Source organism: Amorphoplanes digitatis (assembly GCF_014205335.1).
In the GTDB taxonomy this organism is placed as follows: domain Bacteria; phylum Actinomycetota; class Actinomycetes; order Mycobacteriales; family Micromonosporaceae; genus Actinoplanes; species Actinoplanes digitatus.
On record NZ_JACHNH010000001.1, the window covers coordinates 4282322 to 4295425 of the forward strand.

Genomic DNA, 13104 nt, shown 5'->3' on the forward strand with positions numbered 1-13104 from the left:
CATGAATCCCCCCGTAAAGCGTGTCGCCGCGGTGCTGGTGTCCGCCCTGGTCGTCGTGACGCTCGGCGTCACGCAGGCCGAGGCGGCCACCACCGGCACCGTGGTCAGCTCCGCCAACGGCAAGTGCCTCGATGTCACCAACGGCTCGACCGCCAACGGCAACCTGCCGCAGATGTGGACCTGCGTGGCCGGCCCCAACCAGACCTGGACGCACGGCGACGACAAGTCGCTGCGCGGCCTGGGCAAGTGCCTCGACGTGGCGAACGGCGCCGTCAACGACGGGGCCGTCGTGCACCTGTGGGACTGCTTCGCCGGGCTGACCAGCCAGCAGTGGACGTACACGGCCGGGCGCGACCTGGTCAACGTCAAGGCGAACAAGTGCCTCGACATCAAGGACAACAACCTCGCCGACGGCGCGAAGCTCCAGCTCTGGACGTGCGGCGGCGGCGCCAACCAGAAGTGGACGGTCTCCGGCGGCCCGACCACCCCGCCGACGACCGTCCCGCCGGGCAGCGGCAACCCCGACCTCGGCCCGAACGTGACGATCTTCGACCCGTCGATGTCGCAGTCGGCCATCCAGAGCCGGCTCAACACCGTCTTCAACCAGCAGGTGGCCAACCAGTTCGGCAACGCGCGGTACGCCCTGCTGTTCAAGCCGGGCTCGTACAACGTCGATGCGAACGTCGGCTTCTTCACCCAGGTGGCGGGACTCGGCCTGACCCCGGACGCGGTGAACATCAACGGCGCGGTGCACGCCGAGGCCGACTGGTGGCCGGACGGCTCGCAGAACGCCACCCAGAACTTCTGGCGCTCGGCCGAGGGCCTCTCGGTGACGCCGCCCGGCGGGCTCGACCGGTGGGCCGTCTCGCAGGCGGCGCCGTACCGCCGCATGCACGTCCGCGGCAACCTGGCGCTCTCCGACGGTGGCTGGTCCTCCGGCGGCTGGATGTCCGACACGAAGATCGACGGGCAGATCCAGTCCGGCTCCCAGCAGCAGTGGATCACCCGTAACTCGCAGCTGGGCTCCTGGTCCGGCTCGAACTGGAACCAGGTCTTCGTCGGCACGTCGGGCGCGCCGGCCAACAGCTTCCCGAGCCCGCCGTACACGACGATCGGCCAGACGCCGGTGGTCGCGGAGAAGCCGTACCTGTACGTCGACTCGGCGGGCGCCTACCAGGTGTTCGTGCCCGCGCTGCGGACCAACTCGGCCGGCACCACCTGGGCGAACGGCAACCCGGCCGGGCAGTCGCTGCCGATCGGCACGTTCTTCGTGGTCAAGCCGGGCGAGACCGCGGCGAACATCAACGCGGCCCTGGCGGCGGGCAAGAACCTGCTGGTGACCCCCGGCGTCTACAACCTCAACCAGACGATCAACGTGACCCGGGCCGGCACGGTCGTGCTCGGCCTCGGCCTGGCCACCTTCGTGCCGCAGAACGGCATCGCCGCGATGACGGTCGCCGACGTCGACGGCGTACGGGTCGCCGGCCTGCTCTTCGACGCCGGTACCACCAACTCGCCGGTGCTGATGGAGGTCGGCCCGAGCGGCTCGTCGGCGAACCACGCCGCCAACCCGACGGTGCTGTCCGACGTGTTCTTCCGGATCGGCGGCGCGATCGCCGGCAAGGCGTCGGTGAGCCTGCGCATCAACAGCGACAACGTGATCGGCGACCACGCCTGGATCTGGCGCGCCGACCACGGCAACAACAACACGGTCGGCTGGAACATCAACACCGCGGCGAACGGCCTGACCGTCAACGGCGACAACGTGACGTTCTACGGCCTCTTCGTCGAGCACTACCAGCAGTACCAGACCGTCTGGAACGGCGAGAACGGGCGCACGTACTTCTACCAGAACGAGATGCCCTACGACCCGCCGAACCAGGCCGCCTACATGAACGGCTCGACGCAGGGCTGGGCGGCGTACAAGGTCGCGGATTCGGTGAACAACCACGAGGCGTGGGGCCTGGGCTCGTACGCGTACTTCAACGTCAACCCCAGCGTGGTCAACGCCCGCGCGTTCGAGGTGCCGGTGAAGTCCGGCGTCAGGTTCCACAACATGGTGACGGTGTCGCTCGGCGGCACCGGCACGATCTCGCACGTCATCAACAACACCGGTGCCGCGGTCAACAGCGGCCACCAGGTCACGAACCTGGTCAGCGGTCCGTAGCCGACCGGCACGGCCCGCCGGAAGGCGGGCCGTGCCGGTCGCGGGCGCGCCTAGCGCTTCCAGAACGCCTTGTGCTCGGGCGGCGATGCGAACGCCTCCAGGGTCGCGCGGGCCAGGGCCCACTTCTCCTCGAGGCCGCCGTCGGCCCTCAGCCGCTCGACCAGGTCGCGCAGCCCCTTCAGCCCGTCGCCCGGCACGCCCTCGATCAGGGCGCCGAGCCGGCTCGCCAGGTCGGCGAGCAGGTCACGGCGCTCGCGTGCCGGGCGCCCCTCGGCGTCGCGCAGCCGGCCGGCCTCGACCTCGACGACGGGCCTGAGGTCGACCACCGCCAGTCCGGCGCTCTTGTGCGCCGTGGCGCGGCCGGCGCGGCCGGACGCCATGACGCTCGCCGGCATCGCCGCGAAGGGCGCCGGTCCGGTGCGCGCCCTGGGCGCGATGCCGGCGCCACCGGGCGCGGGTGGCGGCGCCGCGGCGTCGGCGAGCGCGAACGGCGGCGGCGACACCGCGAGCGGGGTGGCCTCCAGGGTCGCGGAAGCGAACATGTCCCAGCCGGACGGCGCCTCGACGGGCTGCGTCACCCGGCGCGTCTCGCCGCCCTCGTTGACCACCCGGCTGTCCACCGCCACGAACGCGGTGAACCGGCACAGCACCCCGTAGCGCAGGGAGGTGGCGACGATGCTCTTCTCCAGGTCGCTCTCGCCGGCCACGTACCGGTCCTCGAGCTCGCGCAGGCGTGCCCGGGCCCACTGCGCGGTCACGGCCGGCGCGGCGCAGTGCGACACCGGGACCCGGCGGACGAACTCCCGCTCGTCGCGGTCGCGGCCGCGCACCGTCAGCGCCGTGCCCGCCGCGCCGGTGTAGCGGCCGAAGACCACCAGCGGCACGCCGGGGAAGACGGTCCGCGGCGCCGCGGCCTCGACCGTGAAGCCCTCGCCGGCGACGGTGACGTCGGTGAGCGCGGGCGCGGCGATGCGCCGGTGGATCCGCTCCATCGCCTCGTCGAGGCGGTCCTCGCTCTCCACCAGCTCGCAGCGGCCGGCGCCGAGCGCGGCGATCCGGCCCAGGAACCCGGCGTTGACCGCCCGGTCGATGCCGACCGCGTGCACCCGGGTGGTGCCGATCAGCGGCGTGATCTCGGCGAGGATCTGGTCCTCGTTGCCGACCTGGCCGTCGGTGACCAGCACGAGGACCCGGTCCCGGCCGGTGGAGCCGGCGAGCAGGGTCAGCCCCTCGCGTAGCGGGGTGAGCAGCTCGGTGCCGCCGCGCGCGTCGGCGCGGGACAGGTGTTCGACCGCGCGGAAGCGGTGGCGGTCGCTCGCGTCCGACAGGCCACCGCCGAGGTCCGCGGGCCGGTCGACCACGTTGTCGAAGGTGAGCACCGCGAAGCGGTCGCCGGCGGTGAGTGTGTCGACCACCCGGGCGGCGGCGCGGCGGGCGGCGACCATCTTCCAGCCGCCCATGCTGCCGGAGCGGTCCAGCAGCAGCACGACGTCGCGTTCCCGCACGGTGCCGCCGTCGTCGTCCGGCGGCAGGAGCACCAGCTGGAAGGTGCCGTCGGGGTCGTCGGGGTCGTCGGGCACGCACATCGAGCCGGAGCCGTCGCCCGCGTACGGCAGGCGCAGGATGAAGTCGCGGTCGGCGCGCTCGCCCGGCGCGATCTCGATCCGGGTGCCCTCGCGCGTCACGGTGTGCAGGCTCGAGCGGATCTCGCCGAGCCCCAGCCCGGCCGGGTCGATGTCGACGCCGACGGTGAGCCGCAGGGGGTTGGGGAAGCCGGGCAGCAGCACCGGGGGAGTGATGCGGGAGGCGTCCGGGACCGCGTCGGTGTCGACGACCTGCCCCGATCCGACGGCCGGGCCGGGCAGCGGCGTGCCCGGCACGTAGCGCGGGGCCACGACCAGCGGGAACCGGAACGTGGCGGCGCCGTCCTCCCAGGGCAGCGGCCCGACCAGGATCAGCTCGACGGTGACCCGCTCGCCGGGCGGGATGTTGCCGGCGCGCATGGTGAAGACGTCGGGACGCTCCTCCTCGGCGATGGACGCGCGCCGTCCGGACTCGATCGCCCGGTCGTAGACCTCGCGGGCCGCCGCGCGCTCCCGCAGCTCCGCGATGACCGTGCGCCCGTCCGCGGTCATGGTCATGCCCGTCACCGCGGCGCGGTCGGGCAGCGGGAAGATGTAGGTCGCCTCGAGCGCGGTGTCGAAGGCGTTGACGAACTCGGTGGTCACCGTCGTGCGGGCGACCAGCCCGCTGATCGAGGCCCGCACGTCGAGGCGGTCCAGCGGAAGGTTGCCGCGATCGGTGTGCAAACAGCCGAGGCCGGCGTCGGGCAGGATCCGGATGCGGTCGATCTCCGCGGCGTCCATCGGCGTGACGGAAATGGTCATGACGGGCTCCCATCTTCGGGGTTCTCGCCGGTCAGCAGGCCGCGATCGGCGAGGAGTTCGAGCAGGGGCCGCGCGGCGCCGGCGATGGCGGCGTAGTCGGCGGCGTCGGGGCGTACCGCGAGGACCAGGATCGCGCCCCCGCCCAGCGCGACGCCGCCCACCGGGCGGGCCGTCGCGGCGGCCGGTCGCGCGGCCGGCCGCCCGGCCGGTTCCTGGGGCGGCGCCGGCGCGGCGGCCCAGAACCGCGGTCGCGCCGGGCCGTCGGCCGGTCCGGGCGCGTCGTCGCCGGTCAGCAGCTCATCCGGCACCCGGGCGACGAGCCGCAGGTCGGCGTCGGCGGCGCCGGCGAGCTCGGCCTGGATCGCGGCGAGCGAGTGCCCGTCGGCCTGACGGCGCTTGAGCGCCACCAGTTGCAGCAGGTGCCGCGGACCGTAGAGCGCCGTCCGCCCCCGCATGGCGGCGGGGCGGTCGACCAGGCCGGTCGTCGTGTACCACCGGATGGCGCGGCGGTCGGGCACGTCGCGGATCCGGCCGTTGGGCGCGCCGGGGTACTCGGCGGCGAGGGCCCGGCCCACCCGCTCCACCAGCTCGTCCATCGTCCACATGCCCGTGATACTGACACTGTTTTATTGACACTGTCAATGTTTTTCCCGGCTGAATCCGCTTTGGCGGGGCTGGCGCTGGCCGATGCTGTGTTTGTGGTCGCCTACGCGAAGCTGATGGACCCCGCCGCATGCGAGGCGGTGTACGACGCCACGATCGCGACGAACCCGGACGCCTTCATCGGCGCCGTCTCGATGGCCGGCCAGCTGGTGACGCCACCGGAGGGTTTCGGTGGCGGCGGCCTGCGCCAGATCGTCGGGGTGCAGTCGGCGCTGGCCCTGGTGGTACCGGAGGACGCCAGGATCGCGATCGACGCCTGGCACGTCGCGCTCAACGAGGGCGTCACGAGCTGCCTGGTACACCCCGCCGCCGCGCCGACCGAGCTGGTCCGGATGCACCTGATCGACATGAGGAGCCGGTTCGGCGTCTTCGCGACCATCCTCACCGGCCTACAGGGCCGTCCCGAAGGCGTGGCGCTGGAGTACGCGCCGCTGCGCCCGCGCCTGGTCTCGATGCGCAAGAACCAGGCCGCCGTGATCACCGCGGCCGACCCGGAGATCTCGCTGGTGCTCGGCTGGTCACCGGACGAGCTGATCAACACGCGCTCGATCGACCTCGTGCACCCCGACGACCACGGCCGGGCGATTGCCAGCTGGGTGGATCTGCTGGGCACGCCGCTGGGCGAGATCCGCCGGGTCCGGCTGCGCCACCTGCACCGCGACGGGCACGCGGTCTGGATGGAGGTCGCCAACCGCAACATGCTCGCCGACCCCGACGATCCGGCGGTGGTCGCCGAGATGCTGGACATCTCCGACGAGATGGCCGCGCAGGAGGCGATGCGGGCCGGCGAGCAGCTCATGCGCCGGCTCACCGAGACGATCCCGATGGGCATCGTGCAGATCGACGCCGACCGCAGGATCGTGTACCAGAACGAGCGCGCCGCCCGGGCGCTGGGCGCCGGCACCGGCGAGTTCCTGGACGAGAAGTGCCTGGGCCCGATCGTGTCGGCCGAACGGCCCGCCGTCGACGCGGCCATCGCCGCGGTGCTGGGCGCCGGGCACGACGTCGACGTCGAGTACGGCCACCGCGCCTCGGGCGACCTGCGCCGGGTCCGGGCCAACCTGCGGAGCCTGACCGCCGAGTCCGGCGAGGTGACCGGGGCGATCATCTGCCTCACCGACATCACCGACGACGTCCGGCTGCGCGACGAGCTCAAGGTACGCGCGACCTACGACGCGCTGACCGGCTGCCGCAACCGCGCGTCGACGCTGACCGCGCTCCAGGAGGCGCTGACCGGGCCGGGGCGCACCCGGGGCACTGCGGTGGTCTTCATCGACCTCAACAAGTTCAAGGAGGTCAACGACGAGCACGGGCACGCGGCCGGCGACGAGCTGCTGACCTATGTGGCCGGCCTGCTGCGCGCCTCGGTGCGCGAGGGCGACGTGGTCGGCCGCTTCGGTGGCGACGAGTTCGTGGTGATCTGCTCGGACGTGCCCGGCCCCGGTCGGGCACGGCGGATCGGCGAGTCCCTGGTCGCCGCCCTGGAGGCGAGCCACCTGGACGTCGCGGGGCAGCGGCTGCTGCCGCAGGCCAGCATCGGCGTCGCCTGGGGCGACCCGGACACCGGCTCACCGGACCTGCTGATCGCCCGCGCCGACGCCGCCATGTACGCGGCCAAGAACGCCCGCACCGGCCGCCTGGCCCTGGCGCTCGCCGACTGAACGACGGCGCCTACGACACGCCGCCGCCCGGCTGGACGACGCCGTTGACCGTCAGCGTGTACGGCGCGTACTGCTTGATCATCCCGGTCGGCTCGTCGTAGGAGACGATGGCGACCACCTTCCGGTACGCCCGCAGCGCCGCGAACTGCGCGAGCGGCACCTGCCGCGCCCGGTGCCCCCGCTCGTCCAGCCCGACCAGCCGCACGTTCCACGCGTGCACCCGCTGCGGCACGATCTGCGTCGGCGAGCGCAGGCCGTCCAGCGTCGCGCCGTCGGTGACGGTGGCGCCGCCGAGCCGTACGCGGTCGATCAGCCAGCCGCCCTTGTTGACCGACGAGTCGCTGACGTAACGGAAACCGATCAGGACCCGCTTTCCGGCGTACGCGGAGAGGTTGTAGGTGTTCTCGGCGAAGCCGTCGCTCTCGCCGGTGATCGCGGGCCCGAGCGGCCCCGCGACCGTCTTGTCCCCGGCGACGGCGGTGTAGGTGCGCCCGCCGTCGACCGAGACGGTCACGTAGCCGTAGTCGTACCCGGACTCGGCGGAGTACTTCTGCCGTACCCGCAGTACCGGATCCGCGGCCGGCACGCTCGCCGCGGCCACCGCCGCGACGTCGAGATCGGCGGCGTCGCCGGAGAAGAGCGCGCCGTCGCGCACCGTCCACTTCAGGCCCTGCACCGGCAGGGTGCGCGCGCCGGAGAACCGCACCGACCGCAGCTGCGAGCCGCTCAGCGGCCGGCCGACGGCGTTTCGCAGCCGCACGTAGTCGGCGCCGTTTGGCGCCGCGCCCGGGTCGTCGTAGGCGGCCGGCTCGGCCAGGTTCACCGTCGACCGCAGGCTCGCGGCGATCACCCGCCGCCGTGGCACGCCGACCATGACCCCGTCGGGCGAGTCACCGACGACCTTGTCGACCAGGGTCATCGTCTGGAAGTCGTGCAGGACCTGGTACAGGTTCACGTCGTCGCCCAGCGCCGCGGCCACCCCGGCCAGGCCGTGGTCCGCGCCGTCGCGGTGCAGCCGCGACAGCGCCGCGGCGCCGAAGCGGTCCCGCAGGTAGAGCATGAACTGGTACGAGTTGCCGTAGTCGGCGAGCACGTCGATCGGCTCGCCCTCGTCCCAGAGGTTCAGCGAGTTCTGCGGCCCGCCGCACGGGCGGGGGTTGGTGTTGTAACGGGTGCGCACATCGCCGAAGCCCTGGAAGCAGGCGAGATGGGCGTCCATGCCGGCGTGGTGGACGGTCGCGGTGCCGTCGACGTAGCCGACCAGGGTCTGCGCGTAGTCGGACAGGCCCTCGTTGACCCAGAGCTCCTCGTCCGGGTCGGTGTACTGCTGCAACAGGTGCTGCCACTCGTGCGCGAACGTGGCCTCGTACATCCGGGGCCGCGCGGGCCGGCTGGTGCACAGGTCGCCGGTCGGCTCGTTGGGCGGGTTGGCACCGGAGCGGTGCTTCCAGTCGTACACGTCGATCGTCATGACGTTGCGGTCGACGAGGTCGTTGACCTGCGCGGAGAAGAAGCCGGCGATGTAGGTCTGCGCCTTGGGGAAGTCGTAGTAGTTGTCGTCGCGGACGTTGTCCAGCAGGGTGACGGTCCGGGCGCCGTCGCCGGTGAAGTCGCCGTCGGTCAGCGTCGCCTTGGTGCCGTCGCGCTGCTTCGGCGTGCTGAACGCGGCCGTCTCGCGCGGCCAGATGGTCTCGTCGAACTCCCGGATCAGCCCGCCGATCTGCGCGTCCGTCACCTCGGTCGAGGAGGCCGGGCGGCAGTCGCCGGCCGGGAACGCGACGTCCTCGGCGACCCAGACCTCGATGTGCCTGCCGACGCCGCGCAGCGTGTAGTCCTTGCGGTAGACGTCGCCGTCGACCTCGTCGAGCCCGACCCATTTCCGGACGGTGCCGAGGGCGGGCGTCCCCGCGGCGGTCCGGGCCCGCTGCGGTGCGCCCTCGCGGCCGGCGCCCAGCTTCGAGACGTCGAACTGTTTGCGGGCCGGCTCCCGGATGTCGTCGGACGGCGGGTACACCGGCGCCGCCCGCGCCGCGTCCGCGGCGGAGGCGACCGGCAGCAGCGGCAGGACGAGCAGGGCGACCGCGGCGAAGCGGAGGGGAGAGGCGCGCACGGAAGGGACGCTACCCGGATCAAGCCCCCAAAAGGGGCAAGACGCGACCTACTCGAAGAGGGAATGGTGGCGGCCGCCCTCGGCGCGCCGCCGGGCCCGCCGGCGCAGCTGCACCACCACCGCGTCGACCGCCGCCACCAGCGCCCACCCGGCGAACAGCCAGGCGGGCACGGTCCAGCCCGTGCGCCACAGCACGACGGCCAGGACCGCGCACACGACGAAGCCGAACGAGGCCAGCACCAGCCGCAGGTTCAGCGCGCTGTACGGCCGGTCGACGGTGCCCCGGCGACCGGGCGGCTGCGAACCGATCGGCATGGATCGAGCCTAGCCGCCCGGCCGGGGACCGCGCCGGTCAGGACACCTCGCGCCGCAGCACCCGCACGGTGCCCAGGGCCAGCGGCAGGGCCACCCAGACCAGGGCGGCGACGCCGAAGCGGACCCACTGCTCGCCGGTCATGCCCGGCTCGCTCAGCGGCACCGAGGTCATGTTGATGTCGACCCAGCCCGCGGCGGTGTGCAGCCACTTGACCATCTCGCCGAGCACCGTCCAGACCGTCGGGATGGCGAAGTACAGCACGATCGCCAGCGGCGAGTTCATCAGCAGGGCGCCGAACGCCGAGCCCATCAGCACGAACACGATCTGGTTGACGAGCAGCTGACCCACCAGGGCGGCCTCGATGTGCCAGGCTCCGTCGCCGCCCGTACCGATGGCGATCAGGTTGCCGGCCGCGGACAGCGCGGCCGCCGCCGCCGTTGTCGCGATCGCGATCAGCACGGCCGCGATCAGCTTCGCCGCGACGACCCGCCCGCGCCGCGGCACGAGGGTGAACGTGGTCAGCGCGGTCCGCTGCGACCACTCGCTGGTCATCGACAGGATGCCGAGCACCGGCAGCAGCACGCTCGCCGGCACCAGGCCGAAGGAGAGGAAGCCCTGGAAGGTCTGCTCGGCGTCCGGCACCGCGAACAGCATGATCGCGGCGGTGCCCGCCGCGGCCAGCCCGATCACGATCAGCAGCCACAGCCCCGAGCGGGTGTCGGCAAGCTTGCGCAGCTCCACCAGGACCAGACGCCAGAGCGGGATCTCCGTACGGTCGACGTCACGTTCGGGCGCGACGCTCACCGCGCCGGCCGGTGCCTGCTGAACCGCGGTCATCGGACCGCCTCCTTCACCGAGTCGCCGGCGGTCAGTGTCAGGAACATCTGCTCGAGCCCGCCGCTGCCGGCCGGGCGCAGCTCCAGCAGCACCAGGCCCGCGCCGGCCGCGGCCCGGCCGATCGTCTCCGCGTCGGCCTGCACGACGACGCCCCCGTCGGTCGTCGCGGTGCCGGTCAGCCCGGCGCGGGCGAGCACCGCCTCCAGCGCGGGCCGGTCCAGCGCCCGCACCAGCGTGCCGGTGCCGGCGAGCAGCTCGTCCTTGTCGCCCTGCGCCACGACCCGCCCGCCGCCGATGACGATCAGCCGGTCCGCGACCGCCTCCACCTCGCGCAGCAGGTGCGAGGAGAGCAGCACGGTGCCGCCGCGGTCGGCGAAGTCGCGCAACAGCCCGCGCATCCAGAAGATCCCCTCGGGGTCCAGGCCGTTCGCCGGCTCGTCCAGGATCAGGATCCCGGGATCGCCGAGCATCGCGTACGCGAGCCCGAGCCGCTGCCGCATGCCCAGCGAGTACGCCTTCACCCGCCGCTTGGCGGCCGTGCTGTTGAGCCCCACCCGGTCCAGGCTCGCCTCGACCCCACGCCGGTCGATGCCCATCGTCATCGCGGCCAGGGTCAGTACCTCCCTTCCGGTACGCCCGGAGTGCTGCGCCGACGCGTCCAGCAGCACCCCGATGCGCCGCCCGGGATTGCCCATCCGCCGGTACGCCCGCCCGTCGACGGTGGCGGTGCCGGCCGTGGGTGGGGTGAGCCCGCAGATCATCCGCATGGTGGTGGACTTGCCCGCGCCGTTCGGGCCGAGGAAGCCCGTCACCGTGCCCGGTTCGCAGGTGAAGGAGACGTCGTCGACGGCCGGGTGGCTCCCGTACCGTTTGCTCAGGTGTTCAACCGTGATCATGCGTATCAGCGTGCCGCCGCCGGGCGGCCGGCCGCGTCGGCCGCCGGTCGGCGCCGGCGAACCTTGGTCTAGCGCTCGTCGAGACTTTGGTCGGTATCGGGCGGCGGCGCGCCGCCCGTAGCATGGCGCTCGTGGGGGAGCTGGTGGTGCCGGGAGGCGGCGGACGGCCGTCGGAGTACCGGTGGCTGCTTCCGGCGTCGCTGCTCGACGATCCCGACGGGCCGCCGGCGGCCCGCTCGACCCGCGACTGGGTCATCGACACGCTCTGCTTCGCGCTCGGCCTCGGCTGGACCCTGCTGGCCACGGCCGACCTGCTGAGCGCGCACCCGACGCTGGTGCAGGAGTGGGCGTACACCCCGCGCTGGCTGATCTGGCTCGACCTCGCGGTCGGGGTCGTGCTCTCGGTCGCGCTCTGGTGGCGGCGGCGCTGGCCGGTGTACCTCGCGCTGCTTACCGTCGTGGCCGGCGCCGTCACCGTGGCGGGCGCGATCGCCGGCCTGATCTTCTTCTTCACGGTCGCGCTGCACCGCAGGTTCGCGGTGACGGCGGCGGTCTTCGCCGGCGCCGTGCTCACCAGCGCGGTCTTCTGCGCGCTGCGACCCGAGACGAACAACAGCTATTGGGAGTCGATGGTCTGGAGCGCGGCGTTCCTGGTGATCGTGATGCTCTGGGGCATGGTCATGCGGTCCCGGCGCCAGCTCGTGCTGTCGCTGCGGGACCGGGCCGAGCGCGCCGAGTCCGAGCAGCGGCTGCGGATCATCCAGGCCCGCGCTCTGGAACGCACCCGCATCGCCCGCGAGATGCACGACGTGCTCGCACACCGGATCTCGCTGCTGAGCCTGCACGCCGGCGCCCTGGAGATCCGGCCCGACGCGGCGCCCGCCGAGGTGGCCGGCGCGGCCGGGGTGATCCGGGCCAGCGCGCACCAGGCGCTTCAGGACCTGCGCGAGGTGATCGGCGTGCTGCGCGAGCCGGAGGGCGACGATCGGCCGGAGCGCCCGCAGCCGACCCTGTGCGAGCTGCCCGCGCTGGCCGACGAGTCCCGGGCCGCGGGCGCGAAGGTCCGCCTCGACGTGCGGATCGACGACTCGACGCCGCTGCCTGACGGCGCCGGGCGCACGGCGTACCGGATCGTCCAGGAGGGCCTGACCAACGCCCGCAAGCACGCGCCCGGCACGGCGGTGCGGGTCACCGTCGAGGGAAAGGCCGGCGTGGGGCTGACCATCGACGTCCGCAACCCGGCACCGGTCGGGCGCGCCACCCTGGCCATCCCCGGCGCCGGCACCGGCCTGGTCGGGCTCGGCGAACGCGCCACCCTGGCCGGCGGCAAGCTGGTGCACGGGCGCACCGCCGACGGGGAGTTCGCCCTCAGCGCCTGGCTGCCCTGGGCCGGACCGGCGTGACCGCTCCGGTGCGGGTGCTGATCGTCGACGACGACGCCCTGGTCCGCGCGGGCCTGACGATGATCCTGTCCGGCGCCGAGGACATCGCGGTGGTCGGCGAGGCCGCCGACGGCAGCGAGGTGCCGGCCGCGGTGGCCGCGCACCGCCCGGACGTGGTGCTGATGGACATCCGGATGCCCCGGGTCGACGGCCTCACGGCGACCGAGTCGCTGCGCGGGCGCGCGGGCGCCCCGGAGGTGATCGTGCTGACCACGTTCGACGCCGACGAGTTCGTGCTGCGGGCGCTGCGCGCCGGCGCGAGCGGTTTCCTGCTCAAGGACACCCCGCCGGTGGAGATCCTGCACGCCGTCCGCCGGGTGGCCGGCGGCGAGGCGGCGCTGTCGCCGACGGTGACCCGGCAGCTGATCGCGCACGTGGCCGCCCCCGACCCGGGCGGCACCCGGCGGCGGGCCCTGACGGCCCTGGAACAGCTCAGCGAACGCGAGCGCGACGTCGCCCTGCTGCTCGGCCAGGGCCGGTCCAACGCGGAGATCTCGGCGGAGCTGTTCATGAGCGTCGCGACGGTGAAGGCGCACGTGTCGCGCCTGCTGGTGAAGCTCGACCTGAACAACCGCGTGCAGGTCGCGCTCCTGGTGCACGACGCCGGCAAGGCCTGAGCGAGCCC

Annotated in this window: 10 protein-coding genes; 4 read left to right on the forward strand and 6 right to left on the reverse strand. The window is 73.3% G+C overall.

Features of this window, described 5'->3' with window-relative positions:
• Position 1: 1 nt before the first annotated feature.
• Entirely contained in the window at positions 2 to 2167 is a 2166-nt protein-coding gene (locus tag BJ971_RS18635; RefSeq protein ID WP_184994523.1) for an RICIN domain-containing protein, read from the forward strand.
• 50 nt (positions 2168 to 2217) lie between these two features.
• Here BJ971_RS18635 and BJ971_RS18640 read toward each other — a convergent pair whose 3' ends face one another.
• Both BJ971_RS18640 and BJ971_RS18645 read right to left on the reverse strand, forming a co-directional pair.
• Positions 2218 to 4554, reverse strand: coding sequence for a VIT domain-containing protein (locus BJ971_RS18640; protein ID WP_184994524.1), 2337 nt, complete (start codon positions 4552 to 4554; stop codon positions 2218 to 2220).
• Positions 4551 to 5159, reverse strand: coding sequence for a MerR family transcriptional regulator (locus BJ971_RS18645; protein ID WP_184994525.1), 609 nt, complete (start codon positions 5157 to 5159; stop codon positions 4551 to 4553). The genes BJ971_RS18640 and BJ971_RS18645 overlap by 4 nt, the downstream gene beginning before the upstream one ends.
• A 93-nt stretch (positions 5160 to 5252) precedes the next feature.
• On the opposite strand from BJ971_RS18645, the gene BJ971_RS18650 reads away from it, so the two are divergent.
• Positions 5253 to 6878, forward strand: coding sequence for a GGDEF domain-containing protein (locus BJ971_RS18650; protein WP_184994526.1), 1626 nt, complete (start codon positions 5253 to 5255; stop codon positions 6876 to 6878).
• Positions 6879 to 6888: 10 nt separating this feature from the next.
• Here BJ971_RS18650 and BJ971_RS18655 read toward each other — a convergent pair whose 3' ends face one another.
• From BJ971_RS18655 to BJ971_RS18670, 4 genes are read right to left on the reverse strand one after another with little or no spacing between them, the layout of a single operon-like run.
• Positions 6889 to 8988, reverse strand: a complete 2100-nt coding sequence (locus BJ971_RS18655) for an immune inhibitor A domain-containing protein (protein ID WP_239087230.1) — start codon at positions 8986 to 8988, stop codon at positions 6889 to 6891.
• Between the two features lie 48 nt (positions 8989 to 9036).
• Complete coding sequence (locus BJ971_RS18660; RefSeq protein ID WP_184994527.1) at positions 9037 to 9303, reverse strand: hypothetical protein; 267 nt, start codon at positions 9301 to 9303, stop codon at positions 9037 to 9039.
• A gap of 37 nt (positions 9304 to 9340) precedes the next feature.
• Positions 9341 to 10141: an ABC transporter permease gene (locus BJ971_RS18665; protein ID WP_239087231.1), complete on the reverse strand. Its 801-nt coding sequence runs from the start codon at positions 10139 to 10141 to the stop codon at positions 9341 to 9343.
• Complete coding sequence (locus tag BJ971_RS18670) at positions 10138 to 11037, reverse strand: ABC transporter ATP-binding protein (protein ID WP_184994528.1); 900 nt, start codon at positions 11035 to 11037, stop codon at positions 10138 to 10140. The genes BJ971_RS18665 and BJ971_RS18670 overlap by 4 nt, the downstream gene beginning before the upstream one ends.
• Positions 11038 to 11168: 131 nt before the next feature.
• Between BJ971_RS18670 and BJ971_RS18675 the strand changes: the two genes are divergently transcribed.
• Both BJ971_RS18675 and BJ971_RS18680 read left to right on the forward strand, forming a co-directional pair.
• Entirely contained in the window at positions 11169 to 12440 is a 1272-nt protein-coding gene (locus BJ971_RS18675; RefSeq protein ID WP_239087232.1) for a histidine kinase, read from the forward strand.
• A gap of 59 nt (positions 12441 to 12499) precedes the next feature.
• Complete coding sequence (locus BJ971_RS18680) at positions 12500 to 13096, forward strand: response regulator (protein ID WP_221479469.1); 597 nt, start codon at positions 12500 to 12502, stop codon at positions 13094 to 13096.
• Positions 13097 to 13104: the final 8 nt, after the last annotated feature.